The following is a 19,750-nucleotide window of genomic DNA, read 5'->3' as shown; positions in this document are numbered from 1 at the left end:
AGATAAATAACATATGGTCAGAAAAAGCTCTTTTCCATTTGTTAAAGCTGTCTATCCCAGTCTAGATTCCGAACTTAACAATAATCCAAGTATCAAGTTTCCTATAAAACATAAGTTAATACCAGCAACAGAGAACACATTTGATTTGTTTAGTAATAAAAAGTAAGGATAAATTTACGCTTTGGTTAATTATTCAAGTTATGCAACCAGAAATAATAAATCCTATAAATATTATTTTAGAACATACTTCTTTTAACAATCCACATAAAATACTTAAAGCTTCCTATGACATTTGCATTGGCTTTTTCATTTTTCAGAGCTACAGAGACCGAATTTTTGGCTTCAGATGTCCATACTAGAACCTGCTATGATAACTCCATTGGCAATGATAAAAACGAAATCAAAGAACTATATACTAAAATCTAACTATAGTAATCTGTCTTATTACATAAGAAAAGGATTACTGAATACAAAAATCTGATGAGATTGTGACACTATTTTTAAAAATTGCTAATCATGTTAACTAATTAACATGGAGAAGTAAATTTCTTCAAAACTTATCATAAAAGTTTTTTAGATTTAAAATATTAATTTTACCTTCTTTTTTCAAAAAGAGAGAAAATTAATCTATGACATAATGTAATCATAATAATGTTATATTATCTGAGTCTGTTAAAATTTTTTATAAAGTCAAATGATTTAATGCGGAAATTATTGAGTGCAATAAGGAGTGCTGTTGGTTTATCTAATACCGAAGACGGTGTTGGTTTAAGTAATGAAGCGCTAGCAAACGTTATTACAGATTTAGAACGTGACATTGCTGATATTTATTGGCCTGATATTAATTATATAGAAAGAGATGTTAAAATGATGGATGCCTTGATAAGGCAGGCGAATAATAAATATCCAGAAATGAATCTTACATTGATTAAAGAACCTAGAGATTTGGTTGCATCAATCAAAAAAACAATTAAGAATAGAATCAAATCTTCTAGATATATAATTAACGTAGGAGGAAATGATAATCGCATTCATTTTGCAGTACTTGATCACCAAACTATTGATAACAAAGTATCTTTGATATTATTTGAACCTGCGAGATTCGATTTTCCAATACCAGCAATTCTAGGAGCAAAAATGCAATCAATCATGGAATGTCGATTACCTGACTGTTATTTTTCCATGGCAGAAATGGATATTCAACGAAGTATATCTGAATGTGGAATTTTTAGTTTAGCTCTCGCTAAAAAATTTTATCTTCGGTCCGATAAATTAGAAAGATTACATAGAGATAATATTAAAGGTGATCGGTGGGATAGAGAAGTTCATTTATCTTCCGGTTTTTTGGATATGTATCTTCCAATCGACTTTTATAAACACGTGCAGGGTTTAAGACGTCTTAAAGAATATGTGAAAAAAAATCCAGGATCTGAAAACGAAATCGTTAACAAAAAAAATGAAACTATTTTTGAAAGATTTGAAAAAAATACAGTTGTAACAAGGGGTAGAGCTATGTCTGTATCAGCACACAAAAAAAGGATTACTGAATATAAATCTCTGATGAGATAGTGATATCATTTTTAATGTTTGATTATTTATATAAATAGTGAGTATTAATTTTTATATGTTTTTTCTGCATTTGAGAGTTTTAGATTAGTATTATAAGTGCTACCTCATAGGGGTTGTGTAATATTTATAGTTTTAAGTGATACTTCCATACACTCGATAATTAACCTATTAAAGACTTTTCTATTACACATCTACATACTTAAGTTTCAACGTTTTATTTAATACGGCTGTTTTGGATATACGCTAATAATCCTAATGTTGAACTATCATGATCGCTATTCTCATCTTCTCCACCAATCATTGGCAATAATTCACTTGCTAACTTTTTGCCAAACTCAACACCCCATTGATCAAATGAATTAATATTCATTAAAATGCCTTCAACAAAAATACGGTGCTCATAAAGCGCAATCAAACGACCAAGAGTAAAAGGTGTCAGTAAATCTTGAAGCAAGATAATACTAGGCCGATTTCCTTTACAACTTTTATGAAGAGCTAAATTATCCATATCAGTATTATCTACTCTATGAATAGTATTTTGTCTATCTTCAACATCACAACCCTTCATCAAAGCTTCTGACTGTGCCAAACAATTAGCCACTAGCATATCATGCATATGACGTAAATTTGGCTCATGCCCTTTTGCAAATAAAATAAATTCTACAGGAACGATATCTGTTCCTTGATGTAAGAACTGAAAAAAAGCATGTTGTCCATTTGTTCCTGAAGCCCCCCAAACAATCGGCCCACTTGGAAAATTCATTGGTTTACCATCCAAAAAAACTTGCTTGCCATTTGATTCCATATCAAGCTGTTGTAAATAAGCTGGCAAACGCTCCAAACGCTGCGCATAAGGAACAACAACACGTGATGTATAACCACAAATAACGCGATGCCAAAATCCTAAAAGGGCGAACCGAATGGGAATATTTTGATGTAAAGACGCGCTCTTAAAATGTTGATCCATCTGCTGGGCACCTTTGAGAAATTGACGAAAATTCTGGCTACCTATTGCTAACATAATAACAAGGCCAATTGCTGACCAAACTGAATAACGTCCCCCTATCCAATCCCAAAACCTAAAAATTTTTGATGGAGCTATACCAAATTCTATCGCTTTATCAACTGCACTTGATACAGCAACGAAATGGGTTTTTATTGCTTCCTTACCTAAATGCGCACTAATCCATTGACGTGCAACACGAGCATTAAGTATCGTTTCAACTGTAGTAAAAGTTTTAGAGGCAATAACAAATAACGTTGTTTCTGGATTTAAATTAGCAAGAGTGTCAGAAATATGTGCACTATCAACGTTAGAAACAAAATGACAACGTGGACCATTATGATATGGCTTCAAAGCGCCCGTAACCATTGCTGGCCCGAGATCAGAACCCCCAATACCGATATTCACAATATCAAGTATTTTCTCACCGCTGCTTCCCTTATAGCTTCCATTGCGGACCATTTCAGAAAATGTTTCCATGCGGGAAAAAACAGCTTGAATATCTTGAACAATATTGCATCCATCTAACATAAAAATTTCATCGACAGAAAAACGCAATGCAACATGAAGAGCTGAACGTTGTTCTGTTTTATTAATAATTTCACCGGAAAACATTGCTTTACAACAACCTAATACATCTGTTGCAACAGCAAGATTATCCAAAAGCCGCAAAGTATTAAATGTTACACCGCACTTTGAAAAATCAAAAAGAAAATCACCAAGTTTTAAAGAAAAATGAGTAAAACGTTGCGCATCTTCTATAAAATGTTGACGGATATCACAAACCCTATCTTGTATAAGATGCTGTTTTAGTTCCTTCAAAGTCTCATTAAAAGCTTTTTCATTACGAATTATCAATTATATCTCCCTAATCATTGATAATAGAATTTTAAACATTAATGGTAACAAGATAGAAAACTATTCAACTTATTTTCATTGCATACTTATAAAATAAAGCTATGCAAAAATAAAAAAGATAAAGTACTAAAATGATATCTTTCAAATAAAAAATTTAAAAATCTATTCACCTTTTATTCTTAAAAAATCAGTCAATGTGGCTAAGATCGTCTTTTAAACGCAGAGCTTGTTCTGCTTTTGGTTGTATAAAACGTCCAAGTAAGAGATAAACAACTGGCGTCATAAAAAGAGTAAAAATCGTTGCTAGACCTAAACCACCAACAATAACCCATCCTAAAGCTATACGTGCTTCTGCCCCAGCGCCTTTTGCTAAAACTAAAGGAATTCCTCCTAAGATAGCGCAAATCATTGTCATACATACTGGGCGAAGACGGATATTTGCCGCATCTTCTACAGCTTCACGCACACTTTTACCTTGCTCACGTAACTGATCTGCAAATTCAACAATTAAAATACCATTTTTTGCCATAACTCCGACCAATAAAATCAAACCGATTTGACTATAAATATTCAAACTAACACCGCTAAAAAGCATAGCAATTACAGCACAACCAAGTCCTAATGGTACAGTAGCCATTATAATAAAACCTGAAATAAAACTCTCAAACTGCGCAGCTAAAACCAAAAGAATAATCACAAAGGCGATACCAAAAACAATCATGAAACTAGAAGATGTCTCACTAAGTGTTGCAGCTTCACCCAAAGGAATAATATAATTTCCTTCCACTAACAAAGGAGAAGCAATATTTTCTATAGCTTGATACGCATTTCCCAAAGAAACACCTAGAGCAAGATTTGCACTTAACACAACTGCACTCATACGTTTTTCTCGTTTTAACTGTGGTGCAATAGCTTTTTCATGCAAATTTGCAATAACCGATAAAGGAACATATTTATTGTCTGTAGTTTTAAAAAAAACATTCTCCAGATCAGATGGATCAGTAATGGGGTTCTTACGCGATGTCAGTTTAACATCGTAAGAATGATCATCTACATAAATGGAACCAATCTTTCTTCCATCTAACATTGCTTGTAGCGTATTACTCAAATTAGTGATATCAATACCTAAATCAGAAGCTTTTTCTCGATCAATTTCAATAAAAAATTGTGGTTGTGTTGCATCTACGGTAAGCCGTGGACGAATAAAGCGCGTATCAGATTGCAAAAGCTTAATCAGTTCGCCAGCAATAGATTGTAATTTTGTATAATTATCTCCGAGAATTGCGAATTGTAATCCTTGACCAGTTCCTCGAACTCCTAATGAATTTCCTTGAGCTGCAAATACGAATACTGCCGGAAATTCTTTAACCTTCACATTAATATCTTCTACAATCTCTTGCTGGCTCCGAGAACGCTGATCCCAAGGTGAAAGCAACAAAACAAGAAAAGCACTATTAGGTGAACCACCAACTCCAGCAACAGAGTAACTATTAATAATCTCACCAGCATCACGCAAAGGCTCTAAGCTCTCTTCAATCTGCTTCACCTGCTCATTCAAATATTGCACTGAAATCCCTTGTGGCCCATTAATAACTAAAAAAACAACGGCTCTATCCTCTGTTGGTGTTAATTCCTGTTGTAATTTCATGTAGCCTCCAAGACAAAGGCTTGTAAAAACAAACGAAACCAGTACAGCAGTCCAAGGACGTTCTAAACATTTATGTAAACTATAAGCATAGTTCCTGCTAAAAAAAGTACCTAATTTATCTAAAAGAGCAAAATAATGCGCTTTTTCTCCACTGTCTTTAACATATTGTTTAAGAAAGCGTGAAGCAAGCATAGGACAAAGTGTCAAAGCAACAACTGAAGAAAGCAAAATGGAAATAGCTAAAACAAAACCGAATTCTCTAAAAAGTCCCCCAACCTGTCCAGGAAGAAAAGAAATAGGTACAAAAACAGCAACTAAAGTTAATGTCGTTGCTAAAACAGCAAAAAATACTTCTTGTGTTCCTATTACTGCTGCTGACTGAGATCCTAATCCCATATTACGCCTTCGAACAATATTCTCAAGAACAACAATTGCATCATCCACAACAAGCCCCGTCGCCAAAACAAGTCCTAAAAATGTCAAAATATTCAATGAAAACCCTGCAAGATAAATTGCTGCAATTGTCCCTATAAGAGCAACTGGAATAGACAAAATAGGAATAAGTGTTGCACGAATATCTCTAAGAAAAAGAAAAATAACTAAAATAACGCTTAATATAGCGATGGCTAAAGCAACTTCAACTTCATGAAGAGCACTTTGAATAAAAATAGCATCATCACTAAGAATACTCATATGCACAGAAGGAGGCAAAACAGCTTTAAGTTGTTCAAGAACCGCCCGAACACCTTTAGAAATATTGAGAGTATTAGATTGCGCCTTACGCACAATCCCTATCCCAATCCCTGTTTTCCCATTAACGCGAAGAATAACTGTTTCTACATCAGGGGATAAAGTAACACGTGCAACGTCTCCAAGTCGGACATGAGATTTTAAGATAACTTGTTCAAACGCTTCAGGTGTTGTCAAGCGAGCAGTCGCACGTATAATTAAGGTTTGTATAGAATTGCGTAATGATCCTACAGGAGCATCAGTTGTCATATCAGCAAGAACACGCGAAATATCTCCCATGGTCAATCCATAACTAGCAAGCTTCACTTGATCAACATCAATCTGAAAGATTTTCGTGCGAGCACTATCAACTTGCACATCACCAACACCATCAACAGCAGAAAGCGTATCAATAATTTGATCATTTACAATCGTTGTTAAATCATCAATATTCATTGTTGGTGAAGTCACGACTAAATACATCATCGAAGCAGCATTTGAATCTGCTTTAATAATTAAAGGTGAATCTGCATCTTTTGGTAGAGAATAAGTAATGCGAGAAATAGCATCACGAATGTCAGATGCTGCAACATTTAAATCAACACCAACATTAAAATTAATTTGTACACGAGAACGACCAAAAGAAGAAGTTGAAGAAATTGTTTTAACCCCTGAAACACGAGCAACAGCATCTTCTATAACTTTCGTAATCTCACGATCAATTGTTTCTGCTGATGCACCAGAAAAAATTGTCATAATCGTCGTTACTGGAGTATCAACATCGGGCAATTCGCGTACATCAACATTCATCCATGCAGAAAATCCTGCAATTATGATCATAGCATTCACAACAAAAGTGAAAACTGGCCTCCGAATAAATAATGCGATCATACTGCTTTGTCCTAGCTCCGTTACAAATTGTTTTGTTTTAAGCTCTTGACTCATTATACATCCCGCTTATTCATTACCCATAATTACTTAATTACTGTTGGAGCCTGTTGAGTCTTCAATAATGACACTCCTACCTGGATAAAGCGTTTGTGCCCCTTGTATAACAACTTGAACATCATTTTCTAAAAAAGCTTTCACAAACATTTGATTTGTTTTATGCTTAATAATTGATATTGGAATACGTTCTACCTTATCTTCTCTTACACACCATACGAATGACCCTTTACTATCCCATTGAACGGCCAGAGGATTAACAACAGGAAATAAACCGATATCGAATTGAAATGTAACAGAAAAAGACATACCAGACATAAGTGTATTTTTTTTATTTTCGATCTCAACTTGAACACGAAACGTACGGCTTGCAACGTCAACTATATTATCAATCGCATAAATATAACCAACGAAAGTCTCATTCGGCTGTGTTGTTAAAGATACAACTACTTCATCTCCTTTGCTAATGCGTGATACATATCGTTCAGGTACCCATATATCGATTAAAATGCGCTCTCTATTTTCAATACGAGCTATTTCAGTATTAAGAGCAACAGCATTCCCTACATCAATAGGTAAAATACCAACAATTCCATTAATTGGTGTACGAATTGTCCGCCGATCAAGTGCTAATTCAGCATCGCGCAAAGCCAAATTTGCATTATCTAGCTCTAAGCGTGCTGTCAGTTCTTGCACCTCTGTTGCTGTATTAGTAGCACGTAACTTAAGAATACGCGAAAGCGTTAAAGCACTATTATCACGTTGTACCTTAGCTCTTGCAGCCGCTATCTCTTCCTTTTTAGAATCAAGTTTTGCAATCAAATCACCAACTTGCACTTTTTCTCCAGCTGATACAAAAAATTTATCAATAACACCTACCGACCAAGGAGTTAATCTTACCGCTGCAATAGCTCTTCCATTGCCAATTAAATTGAGCGTTTCATTAAAATTTTTAACCTTAACAGAATCAACAATAACTTTTGCTGCCGACATATTTGTCGGTGATTTTAGTATTTTATGAGGCACATTTTTTGATTGATTTACTGTGTGAGTAGAGTTTTCTAAACTGTGTTTTGACTTACAATAAGAAATAATTAAAACAAAAGCTAAAAGTACTAATGGAATAGTTTTTTTCCACAATTTGACACCTCTATCATTGATTTATAATGAATACACACATCTGTATGAAATAATTTTGTGTAATATTTAAGTTTTATCAAAAACCAAATTACAGATAGTGTCTCTTAAACTTTCATCACAAAAACATATCTCATTTATACTTGACTATCTTTCGTAGATCAGACCGTCAAGTTAACTATCGTTCATATTGGAACCATATTATGATACAATGATGTAAATACTATGCAGAAACTTTCTAGTAATCGAAAAATTACAACAGTATTTAAACAATAATATATAATGGACTAATAGATAAAAATCTCTATTTTTACCAAGTTTCACTTGTAATTCGCTAATGAAACAATTAAGAATCTCATATACTAACTAAAAGAACTGAGTTTGCACCCGTAGCTCAGCTGGATAGAGCACCAGACTACGAATCTGGGGGTCAGGAGTTCGAATCTCTTCGGGTGCGCCAATAGGTTTTGTGAATAATATGTTAATTTCGTTTATATTTTTTGAATACTAAAGATAGTGTAATTAAAGGTAAGGAAATAGAACCTTACATTTTCCTTTTTAGCTTAATTATAAATTGAAAGTTCTTTCCAAGCTATTTTTTGTTTAGATAAATCCAATACTGACTGAATAAAAAACTACAGCACCTCAGATTATTACAATCGAGGTAGAGGCGGATATTTTATACAGATACTTTGTCCCCATGAATATAAAAAGTAAATCTTATATTTGTAACCGATTACATTCCATCGCTTTCAACTCATGAGCTCTGCTTCTCGTTAGCTGACATACCTTTTGAGCTTTCTTAATAATTTCTGTAACTTTCTGTGCTCTGCTGACTGATATGCCGATACTTTTAGAGAGTTTCTCATAATCTCTATCATCAAGGGCTTGATACTCCCAAAATGTAAGACGATCTTTGACCTTATCCAAAAGACCTGTAATCTCTTCGTGAAGTGAAGGATTAGCATTTAAAGCTTTGATCTGATCTTCTTCAGACAAAGAAAGGACATTTTGCACTGCTTGACTAGGCATTTTTATCGATTGCTGACAACGTTCTTGTTTTTCTTGGTGCACTTGAAGAATTTGTTCTCTAATAGAGAGTACAACACTTATATAATTATCAAACTCCTGACTGAGATTAAAGTAATCTTTCTTAGCTTGTTTACGCTGTGGACTGTTAATACCCAATATTTCCGTACCTGACAATTTAGACATATATTTAAAAGGACTGATATTCTGCCTAATATACTGTTCACCTAGATTTGAATCTATATTAACAAGATTGATATCAGCATCCAACATTTTCGAGTTTTTATAGACAGATTTTGATAAAGTTTTGATTTTTTGCTGACTTTTTTGGACGAAAACATTTCCTACAATTTTTGCAACAATTTCTTTTTCTGTCAAAGAGGCTACTTTTTCTTCTGGAATAAGAATATGCTCAAAATTTTCTGGCACAGAAGCTCTAAAAGTAAGTTTATCACCAAGCCGTAATGCTGTTAATATTTCTGGTGCAAGATAATCTTTTTTGCATATAACATACTTATCATTCACCATGAGCATAATAGAATCTGGGCTACTATCTTTATAGATGCCTGTATAAGTAGAACCTTCATTTGGCGCTACAATAATCTTATTTCTTATATTTGCGTACTCATCAAAAGATCCCCGATTCCTTATGGCATTCATGAATTCTCTTAAAACATCCACTTTTTCTGGATTGGAGATATCTTCAAACAGATGACACATAGGAGTGATATTGCCTACAGCTTTGCCATCATGTGGTAACGCAGCATTATTAGCAGATCGCATGCGTTGTTCTGTCACGACCGAGAAGTCAAGCCTATGCCCCGCTGCTTCGGCTATTTTTTCCATAAATATTCGTTGTGCGCACCCATTTCCAACCGCGAAAGGTCGTAAATTACTAAACAAAGCAAAGAGCATCGATGCTTCATAGACAAACTCTTTACGTGATAAACCTTTCAAATTATTCTTTTCGGCTAGTATTTGGTCGATTCTCTCTAAACCGTCTTTAATTTTATCATTGACTGGCACCATGGTAACTGAGCCATCTAAAAATGTAAATGGAATGTCACGGGTATGCCCAGCCCATTCAAACGTCTCTTCAAATAAACATTTATGAAGATATTTTAGATAAGACGAATCAAACTTTTCTGGTAGCGGTTCTTTTTTTAGCCTGTACTCTGCTTTTAGTACATCATAGGCACATACATTTCGAAACTCTATGCCTTGCAATTCATATTTATTTTTTAGCGTTAAATTATTAGAATAGATATAGCCATTTGATCAAATTTCATCTATCGGAATGTTAAATTTCTTCCGCGCAAGGTCTCCGTATGACAAATCTCTAAGTAAAAAATCATTAGATGAAAGATCGTAGTCTAACAAACCCTTAGCTGCAGCCACATGTCTTTTTATAAAGATGAATTCCTCAAGAGAAATATAAAGCCCTTGAATCATGTGTATATTGCTGACTATATCAAACGCTCCCAAAAGCTCTTCTACTTCCTTTCGAGAAATATCTATCGCCCCTGCATCCGACTTATTGTCTGTACTAACAATTTTATTTTTGGACTTCTGTGGTAAAGAAGCTTTAGAACTAAGAAATTTTTCCATGCACGCCTTAACAATCAGCGCACGCCTTAACAATCAGCTTTTCTAAAAATTAGCGATTATTATTTATAAATAAATACATAATGTTAATTTATATATTATTTTTATTATTGTCAATATGTTTTTTATTATAAACAATATTAATTATATATTTAGAATAACTAATGGCTTTTGTTTTTAAATCAATTATGTAGAGATAAATTTTTAGATAATGAATGCTTTGTAAAAAAATAAAGTGTTGATTTTCTGCAAGTCCCGTAGATTTTGTTGTATTATTTATTTTAAGAAAATATCTAAAATATAAGATCAGAAAAAAAGATATTATTACCTTTTTGACAGTATTATTAACGATTTTTCAAATATAAAACTGGTTTTTAGATTAACTGTTTCTTGGAGATTTAACACCATCTGTTATTTTTGGATTTTCAAAATAATATTGAGATCTGTTCTATTGTTTTATGAAGAGTTACCAATCATTTAAGAAGTGCTCATGCTATCACTTCTTCCATATACCAAAAAAAATACAGACATATCCTATAATCACCAGAAAACATATAATTCCGGAAAATATGATGAGTTCTTTATTTTAAACTTTCATGACAAAATTTTCCAATTAACACATAATTTTTAGATACACACTTCATTTACCGCATTGCATAATAAATTGCTATTTTTTCTTAAATGTGTTGGAGTAAGCTCCATCTGAATTTCGTAACAAATTGAAATTTATTCTTATGCGCAGATTATCACTTTCTGATATCTGAAAAATCATAATGCCGATCAAACCTCCACCACTCTTTCCAATATCATAACAATAGCTACTCATGGCATTGAAACAAATAATAAACAACCTTTCAACAGCCGTTATATCCGTAGAAAAATGTTACCGTTCTCCCTTGTTGCTCTTGTACAAATAAAACAGTCAAAAGAATTGATCCTCCAACCCTAATCGATCGAACAACAAGAGTATGATTATATCATCAACATGTAAGTTAATATAGCAAAGTATTGCTTCTATTATTATCATTTAAGATAAAATGAAGTTATTATCAGAATAAAGATGACAAAAATTGTATTATAAACCTAGTCATATCCTAGAAAGAGAAGTACGTTAGCAAATGATAGCAAAAAGAATAGAGTTTTTGAAAAGCAATATAGACAAGCATCTTATTTATATGGTATGTGTCTGGTTCTATCTGATCTTTTGACCTAATAGTTTTAAGAGATTTTAGTTGTTGCTTATTTATTTTTAATATTAAAACAAAGTAGGATAAGTTGTGCAGGTACTCGTTCGTGATAATAATGTTGAGCAAGCATTGCGCGCGTTGAAAAAAAAGATGCAGCGTGAAGGTATCTTTCGTGAAATGAAGATGCGTGGATACTACGAAAAACCATCAGAAAAGCGTGCTCGTGAAAAAGCAGAAGCTATTCGCCGTACACGTAAACTTGCTCGTAAACATGCACAAAGAGAAGGGCTGATCAGTGGCAGTCGTACTTATTCTGCACGATAGGCCTATTTTATTGGTATAATACAGTAGTTTAACTGAAAACATAAATAGGTTTGGAAGTTTGTGCGTGTTTTGTGATGTGAACTGTTTTATTTTAATAGCTAAGTATTATAAATAATTTGGTTATTTTTTAGGAAATCATTACACTCGTCTTATAGGACAAAGTAACTATATGCGAAGTGCTCTTTATGATTCTTTGTGTGGGTAGAGTTTTATATCCCTATTTTTCATATGAACATTATACATATAAATCCGAATCGTTTAGATACAAAGCTGTACTAAAACTAAATATAAAAAATAATAATTATAGTATGTAGATTATTAACAAAAAGAGCTTTTTGATTTTAAATAATTTAATAAGCATACTCTAAGAATACTGGTTCCACAGATCTACCCCAAATAGAGTGATAATTAGATAAAAATTTATCAGCATTTGTTCTTCCCATTGCTACCACTTCCTCCAAAGGAGCCAGAAAATCTGTCTCATCAAAACCGTCAATATCATACTGGTGGCGATTTTTTAAACCTTTACGTGAAATAGCAAGAGTATGACGTGCTAATTCTAAAATTATAGTTTGACGAAAAGGTGTTTTTAGCCCCTCTTTAGCAACGCGTGTATGCATTTCTAAAACTTCTTCAAAGCACCAATCTTTCGTCAAAGCCTCCGCTTCATTTAGCGCCTCGCTATCATAAAGAAGACCAACCCAAAAAGCAGATAATGCACAAATATGCTGTAAAGAACCACCATCAGCGCCTCTCATTTCCAAAAAGCGTTTTAACCGTACTTCTGGAAATAAAGTCGATAAATGATTAATCCAATCTCCTATAGTAGGTGCTAAATTCGCAATCTGCCTTCTTAAAGCTCCATTCATAAATTGGCGAAAAGTTATATGCGTACAATCATAATAATGCCCATCACGCACAACGAAATACATTGGTATATCAAGTGCCCATTCAACGTAATCAGAAAAACCAAAATACTCAGAAAATACGAAAGGGAGTATTCCTGTTCTCTGATTATCAGTATTATGCCAAACGTGAGAACGCCAAGATAAAAAACCATTCGGGCGCCCCTCAGTAAAAGGGGAGCTAGCAAATAATGCTGTTGCAATAGATTGTAACTTCATTGCTACTTGCATTTTGCGTCGCATATCAGTCTCAGATGAAAAATCAAGATTCACCTGAATAGTTGCTGTTCTATACATCATATCAAGACCGCTATGACCAACTTTTGGCATATAATTGGTCATAATTTGGTAACGTGATTTTGGCATTCTTGGTGTTTCATCCAATGTCCATTTTGGACTAGCTCCCATACCTAAAAAACCAATACCTAGCGGCTGTGAAATTTTTTTGAGAAGCTCTAAATGCTTCATAACTTCACAGTAAGTATGACCAATTGTTTTCAAGGGCGCCCCAGATAACTCAAACTGTCCCCCAGGTTCTAAAGAAATAGCACCTTGATCCACTGACCCTAGGATTCCAATAATATTCCCTTCATCTAAAATAGCCTCCCATCCTAAAGCTCCTTGCATTTTTTCCAATAACACTCGGATTCCTCTTGCACCTTCATATGGAACAGGACGCAAACTATCTAAATAAAATGGAAACTTTTCATGTTCTGTACCGATACACCAATCATCCTCTGTTTTACAGCCTTCTTCGAAATAACGGACTAAAGAATCTAAGCTGTTAATTTCACTTTCATCAGTTGTATCAAGTGCCATAAATTATTTTATCCCATTATCTAAGTATACTATTTTAATGAATTGTTTTGAATTATATTGCAAGTCTCTTAACCAATTGACCAATCCCCCATCGTAGCATTAACAAGAGTTAATGCAGCAACAGCTGCAGTGTCAGCACGCAAAATACGCGGACCTAATGATACAGAAAATACAAAAGGATATTTCTTTAAAAAAACTCGCTCCTCTTCACTAAAACCACCTTCTGGACCAATAAGAACGCCCAAAGGCTTTGTGCCATGCTTTCTTAAAAGAGGAATTGGATTATACGATTCGTTCAATTCATCACAAAAAAATAAAGCATGCGTTTTATCCCAATTTTCTAAAAATGTTTCTAATGCTACAACAGGTGCACATTTTGGCAAAGATAAAATACCGCATTGTTCAGAAGCTTCTATAATATTGGCCTCAATACGGGCCATATTAATACGAGTAACTTGTGTGTGATGCGTTATAACAGGATATAAAACAGATACCCCCATTTCTACAGCTTTTTGTATCACATAATCCAAACGCATATGCTTAAGAGGAGCAAAGCAATAAAAAAGATCCGAATGTATTGGCTGCAACCTCTCTTGACGTATAAGACAAGCCACCACAATTTTTTTTTTATAAAAAGAAGCTTGGCAAGCCATTCACCATCCTTTCCATTAAAAAGCAAAATCTCAGCGCCTTCTTTCATACGCAAAACATGTATAAGATAAGAAGCTTGCTGCCCCTCTATTACTATTTCTTCGTTCAAAGCCAATAATTGCCGAACAAATAGTCTTTTCAATTTATAATTTGCACGCATAAAAAGTTTTTACCAGAGCTTTTTAAAATCGTCAAAAAAGTGCAGCAATAAAGAATAATTAACAAAAAAATAAAATCTATAAAAACTAAATTATGAAAGAACGATAAAATTTTTTTACTTTTATAAGATATAGCTGGAACAAATAAAATGTTAAACGATTTTTAGTTTCATAAAAATTCACAATTAATAATAACAGTATTGTACTGAATAAACCATCTTGTAATTGGAGAGAAATATGTCTGTTCAAAAAGCTACAATTATCACTATTACCTCAATTCTAGCCTTTATTCTGATTACTATAGGAATTAGTTCAGTTGGAGCAGATGAGAATTGCGCAATTATCCAAGATGGCTACTGTATTTCTAACCACTTCAGTACAATATAGATACACTAGCATAAATAGGCACATAAGTATATTCTTAAAATTTTATATAAAACAATATTTCCTAAACATTCCTCACATTACTAATCATAATGAAAAAAATACTAATTTTCACGAATATTTTTCTTGACGAAAAAATTACCTAAAATTTCCTCTGTGGGACTGAATGAAAAAATTAAAGGTTGTACAAGACTATTATTGAGACATTCAATATCTTTGCATATAGTATCTGAACGATTATTTTTCTGCAATTTTGCTCGTAATATCAAATCATTCTGTCCATTCTTAGTATCAAAAGTTTCTATAGCTCTATGAATAAACAAATTCCAATCTTTAGTATACATTAATGCTTCTGTTACAAATATTGTACCATCTGACAATTTCGCCTTAATATCCAAACGATCAAAATCTATTGAACGCTTTTGATCATACGTTAAAAGAAACTGTTCATTTTCTGAAAGTTTATTTTGCAAATCATTCAGATTATGCCCTATCACTTGACCAGAGAACATATTCAATGTTAACTGCCCTTGCATCTGAGTAAGAATTTTTGACCAGCAACTAGGAGACATCTGCATTGTCATAATGAAGTTGGTTTTTCCTTGTAAAAGTGGAAAAAGTCCTAAAGCTAATGAAATAGAATGTACATCAACAGAAGTACCTGTAGCACTTCCTTTAATATTTGCTCTTTTGCCATCTGGAATAATCTGGATGTTGCTTTGAATAGAACCACCAAAAACATTTACATTTCCAAGATCAAAAATGCCATGTCCATTTTTAATTTGGATTACTGCAGCCAAATCAGTCAATGCAATATCACCTATTTTTGCTTGTGGAGCTGAAAGTCGTATATCTAATCCTATATGATTTAAAAAAGCGGCGTCAAAAAATTCATTTTCCTGTTCAGAGCAAAAAAATAAAAATTTCAAAATGTCAAAATCAAGCTTATCAAAACCTAAAGACCCCATGAGAACAGGCACATGATTTTTAAAATCAAATTCTAAAGCTCCACGCGCATTTGCTGTACCCATTGTAAATATAACATTGCTCATTCGGACATGTGCCGGCTGTGCTAAAAAATCAGATTCCCATACAATAGGTATCTTCAACCCATGCCCCCAAAACTGATTACCACCAATCCATGCTACTGTTTGATCCCAACTAGGAGAACACAGTGAAATCTTCCCATCAAAAATATAATATTCAGATAACCGTGCATGTCCCTTAAAAGTTATACCACCACGCACAGAATTGAAACTCACCTGAAGTGAGCTTTTTCCTCCTGCTAAAAGCAACAAAGCTTGATCAGCATTAATGAATAATTCAGTCAGCTCTCCATGCCAATGGGCTTTTGCACGGAACTGCATTGCCTGTGTTAATCTAGGCCAATCTATTGATGCATTTAATCCTGTTATTTGTTCCATTACAACAGAACTACCATCACGATACATCAATGTACCATTTTCAATAACAATGCGCCCAAAAGGTTGATTTAAAAGACTCGCTACATCTGGATTATCAGGATTATGCTTAATAATTTCACGAGCACTCTGTATTGCCAAGCCGAATGCACCTTGTGATCGCGAAAGTGTATCAAAAAAATCAGATATCGTTTTAACAGGTTTATCCATAATAAATTTTGGATACATAATTCGTGTTTCTGAAAAAGAAATACGTCCCCAAAGAAGAGAAACCAAAGAAAGATCAACTTCTATCGATTCTACTTCCATTAAAGGTGCAGCTAAAGATGCAGCAATTTCCATTTTTGGTGTTAAAGTAACTCCTGAAAGAAATGCTTTTGGATAAGGAAAAATTTTCAATCTTGGAGGATCACGTAATTGAACACTATAGCCAGTCCATACACTTAAATCCTGTGCCAAACGGATACGAATCGCGTCTGTTGATACAATATAGGGCACAATAATAACTGCAGCCCCAACTAAAAAAACAATTGCGATAAAAATTCCACTTAAAAATTTTATTATTTTAATGCGCACAATTTTCCTCTAAGCTTTCGTTCTTATCACAAACTAAAATCAAATAAAATGAAAGTTCAGAAAATTTTTTAGGATCTTGAAATCTATTATATATATTAAAAGTTGAATTATTTCCATTTTTATCGAAATCTTATTGGAACAGAGATATTATTATCTTTTCATCAAACAATTCATTTTAAATACCTTCATCATGTTAAAAAACATATAAGAACCGTTTAGCCACCTTTTTTATCCAACTTAAACATTGCTATAAAACTCTATTTTATAATCAGTAAATGCTTTATATAAAACCAAATAGCCTTACCGAAAGGATCCCTCTTATGGATAATATTATTGACGGCAAAAAACTTGCCGAAGACATTCTTGTCAAAGTTAAAAATGAGACAAAAAAACTCTACAATAATTATAAAATACAACCTGGTATCGCTGTTATTATTGTAGGAGACGACCCTGCAAGCCAAATTTATGTTTCATCAAAAAGTAAAAAAGCTGAAGAATGCGGCTTTCTTTCAGTCAAACATGTAATGCCCAAAGAAACAAAAGAAAAAGAGCTTCTTCAGCTTATCGAAACATTAAATTCTGATCCTAAAATCCATGGCATTTTGGTGCAACTGCCTCTCCCTACTCACATCAATACAAACAATATAACACAAACTATCGCGGTCGAGAAAGATGTTGATGGTTTCCACTATATAAATATAGGAAAACTTGCAGCAAACGTCTTCGAAGACACAATCATTCCTTGCACACCAGCTGGGATCTTGATGATGATTCAACAAAAATGTGGCAAAGATTTATCCGGTCTTGATGCCGTCATCGTCGGACGATCTAATATTGTAGGTAAACCCATGGCGTCCCTCTTAACAGCCGTCAATGCCACAGTAACAATTGCACATAGTCGTACCCGTGATCTTGATGAAGTGTGCCGTAGTGCTGATATTTTAGTAGTAGCTGTTGGTCGTCCAAGGTTGATTAAAAAGGAATGGATTAAAAAAGGAGCAGTTATTATCGATGTTGGTATTAATCGAATTAAAACATCAGAAAAAAATACAATGAAACCCTATATTGTTGGCGATGTTGATTTTGAAGAAGTTAGGGAAATAGCTACTGCCATAACTCCTGTGCCAGGAGGTGTTGGCCCTATGACTATTGCCATGCTTATGGTCAATACGCTTAAGGCTGCCAACCGAGCCCATAAATTACCTGTACCAGAATTCTAAAAATTTTACGCATCTTTATTACATGAATAATAAATTTTTTATATTTTAATAATGCTATAATAGAAAATATTTTTTGAGCTGCGCAGCGTACTGATATTCATATATAATGCACGTATATTTATGCTATATCTATTATTAAAAGGTCTTACGATATGATTATTCCGACGTTCAATTACCTGATTACCTGCAATGATTAAATAATCCTACAAACATACAGAAAATCGCATTATCGCTCTGCATCAACACAATAGAAATATCATCAAAAGTATTTAATGCTATAAGATGGATTGTTGTTGGATACTTTGAATATATAATCATCTGCAGCGAAATCATTTCCACCAATAATACATTGAGAGAAGTTTTCTTGTTTTCTTTGCATCTTAAGCTAAAGAAGATCTCAGTGCCAGCATAAAATGCTAAAAAACACTTTACTTAACCATAGAAATTGTTTTTGAAAAAATATCTCTATTTCTTATTAATTTGCATATTTAATTGTCAGAAAAAGCATTTCATTTTTACGATATTTTCATTATTTTTTACTTCTTATATTTCATCTTCGGCAGGTGAGCAGTAGACTTGAATCAGGTGACGGGCATGCTGCAAAACTGCTCGGATAGGCATTTCCATTTCAGATCCATTTTGACAAGCTTCTTCGAAACAAGCATATTTTTGAACCCCTTCAAAATGAAGAGCAATAAAACGAGATTGAATTATAACCGGCAAAGTCAATGTCAATCTTGGTTCAATAGCACTCCTAGCATAAATAGGTAAAACAAGTGCTTGTGATTGGAGATCAAGGGCTTGCTCTAAACGATCACCATCTGGGAAAAAAGAAGCAGTATGTCCATCAATACCCATTCCTAAAACAGTAACATCAAACGGCATAGGCAAAGTATTCACACGATTAGCCGCTGAAAAAGCCGCAAGCTCAGCAGTCACTGCTTTATGATAAAGTCCTACGAAACGTGCTTTAGCAGCAAAATTTTGTAACAAATAGCGCCGTACACAATACTCATTTGAACGCTCATCGCTAACAGGTACAAAGCGTTCATCAACCAAAGTTATAATAACATTTTGCCAATCAATATCAACTTTCGACAAATAATGAAAAAACAGCTCTGGTGTTTTTCCACCAGAAACAGCTAAAATTGCTTGTTTACGCTCAAGAATAGAGATGCTAAGCTCTGCCGCAACCCTATCCGTTAACGCCAATGCTAAAGCAGAAGGTGTTTCAAAATTTAAACGGTTGATATTCATTTCATACATTATTATCATCCCAAATAAGTTATTCTACACGCACCTATCACGTTCATTCAAAATAGTTAAAATAAATATCCTCTCAATGAACCAGAATTTGCTCATGCATAGAAGGGCTGAGTGTCTTTCATTCTTTAAGAATTGGGTCAATCCAACACCCAATAACTTCATCACAATGCACAAAAAATGTTTTATTTTGCATATAACCCCAATCAATAAGCGTTCACAAACGCTAGAAATTATTCTCAGAAAACGCACCTGAAAATTCAGATTTCATGATATATAATAAAACTACAGATTTATTGAAACTGAATCCTTCATTATC

Annotated in this window: 11 protein-coding genes, 1 tRNA gene and 1 pseudogene; 4 read left to right on the top strand and 9 right to left on the bottom strand. The window is 33.7% G+C overall.

What is annotated here, in order from left to right:
- The first annotated feature begins 702 nt into the window (after positions 1 to 702).
- A complete protein-coding gene (locus B11cv2_RS00735; RefSeq protein WP_100693917.1) occupies positions 703 to 1,569 on the top strand; it encodes a YopJ/AvrA family T3SS effector serine/threonine acetyltransferase in 867 nt (288 codons plus the stop codon).
- Positions 1,570 to 1,783: 214 nt separating this feature from the next.
- Here B11cv2_RS00735 and pgi read toward each other — a convergent pair whose 3' ends face one another.
- The 3 genes from pgi to B11cv2_RS00720 all read right to left on the bottom strand — a co-directional run bounded on the left by pgi (position 1,784) and on the right by B11cv2_RS00720 (position 7,892).
- A complete protein-coding gene (gene pgi, locus B11cv2_RS00730; protein WP_100693916.1) occupies positions 1,784 to 3,427 on the bottom strand; it encodes a glucose-6-phosphate isomerase in 1,644 nt (547 codons plus the stop codon).
- A 190-nt stretch (positions 3,428 to 3,617) separates the two neighbouring features.
- Positions 3,618 to 6,752: an efflux RND transporter permease subunit gene (locus B11cv2_RS00725; RefSeq protein ID WP_100692893.1), complete on the bottom strand. Its 3,135-nt coding sequence runs from the start codon at positions 6,750 to 6,752 to the stop codon at positions 3,618 to 3,620.
- A 33-nt stretch (positions 6,753 to 6,785) separates the two neighbouring features.
- A complete protein-coding gene (locus B11cv2_RS00720; protein ID WP_100692892.1) occupies positions 6,786 to 7,892 on the bottom strand; it encodes an efflux RND transporter periplasmic adaptor subunit in 1,107 nt (368 codons plus the stop codon).
- Positions 7,893 to 8,272: 380 nt separating this feature from the next.
- Between B11cv2_RS00720 and B11cv2_RS00715 the strand changes: the two genes are divergently transcribed.
- A tRNA-Arg gene (locus tag B11cv2_RS00715) sits at positions 8,273 to 8,349 on the top strand.
- A gap of 260 nt (positions 8,350 to 8,609) precedes the next feature.
- Here the strand turns inward: B11cv2_RS00715 and B11cv2_RS00710 are convergent.
- Together B11cv2_RS00710 and B11cv2_RS00705 are read right to left on the bottom strand one after the other, a co-directional pair.
- The gene (locus tag B11cv2_RS00710) at positions 8,610 to 10,145 is read right to left on the bottom strand and encodes a BID domain-containing T4SS effector (RefSeq protein ID WP_245406978.1); all 1,536 of its coding nucleotides are present in this window, start codon (positions 10,143 to 10,145) and stop codon (positions 8,610 to 8,612) included.
- Between the two features lie 51 nt (positions 10,146 to 10,196).
- Positions 10,197 to 10,526, bottom strand: a complete 330-nt coding sequence (locus B11cv2_RS00705) for a hypothetical protein (RefSeq protein ID WP_100692890.1) — start codon at positions 10,524 to 10,526, stop codon at positions 10,197 to 10,199.
- Between the two features lie 1,274 nt (positions 10,527 to 11,800).
- Between B11cv2_RS00705 and rpsU the strand changes: the two genes are divergently transcribed.
- Positions 11,801 to 12,034: a 30S ribosomal protein S21 gene (gene rpsU, locus B11cv2_RS00700; protein WP_100692889.1), complete on the top strand. Its 234-nt coding sequence runs from the start codon at positions 11,801 to 11,803 to the stop codon at positions 12,032 to 12,034.
- Positions 12,035 to 12,384: 350 nt separating this feature from the next.
- Here the strand turns inward: rpsU and B11cv2_RS00695 are convergent, their stop codons facing one another.
- From B11cv2_RS00695 to B11cv2_RS00685, 3 genes and pseudogenes are all read right to left on the bottom strand, one after another.
- On the bottom strand, positions 12,385 to 13,758 hold the full coding sequence (locus B11cv2_RS00695; RefSeq protein ID WP_100692888.1) for a glutamate--cysteine ligase: 1,374 nt from the start codon (positions 13,756 to 13,758) through the stop codon (positions 12,385 to 12,387).
- A gap of 68 nt (positions 13,759 to 13,826) precedes the next feature.
- Positions 13,827 to 14,569: pseudogene (locus B11cv2_RS00690) on the bottom strand (16S rRNA (uracil(1498)-N(3))-methyltransferase).
- 486 nt (positions 14,570 to 15,055) lie between these two features.
- Positions 15,056 to 16,948 carry an AsmA family protein gene (locus B11cv2_RS00685; protein WP_100692887.1) on the bottom strand — a complete coding sequence of 631 codons (1,893 nt, stop codon included), beginning with the start codon at positions 16,946 to 16,948 and terminating at the stop codon, positions 15,056 to 15,058.
- A 320-nt stretch (positions 16,949 to 17,268) separates the two neighbouring features.
- Here B11cv2_RS00685 and folD point away from each other — a divergent pair, with 320 nt between their 5' ends.
- Positions 17,269 to 18,168 carry a bifunctional methylenetetrahydrofolate dehydrogenase/methenyltetrahydrofolate cyclohydrolase FolD gene (gene folD / locus B11cv2_RS00680; RefSeq protein ID WP_100692886.1) on the top strand — a complete coding sequence of 300 codons (900 nt, stop codon included), beginning with the start codon at positions 17,269 to 17,271 and terminating at the stop codon, positions 18,166 to 18,168.
- Positions 18,169 to 18,711: 543 nt separating this feature from the next.
- Here folD and pgl read toward each other — a convergent pair.
- On the bottom strand, positions 18,712 to 19,434 hold the full coding sequence (gene pgl, locus B11cv2_RS00675; protein ID WP_100692885.1) for a 6-phosphogluconolactonase: 723 nt from the start codon (positions 19,432 to 19,434) through the stop codon (positions 18,712 to 18,714).
- Positions 19,435 to 19,750: the final 316 nt, after the last annotated feature.

It is taken from the genome of Bartonella sp. 1-1C (assembly GCF_002810325.1).
In the GTDB taxonomy this organism is placed as follows: Bacteria; Pseudomonadota; Alphaproteobacteria; order Rhizobiales; family Rhizobiaceae; genus Bartonella; species Bartonella rochalimae.
The sequence above is the reverse complement of the archived record's forward strand: the minus strand, read 5'-3'. Positions and strand labels throughout refer to the sequence as shown.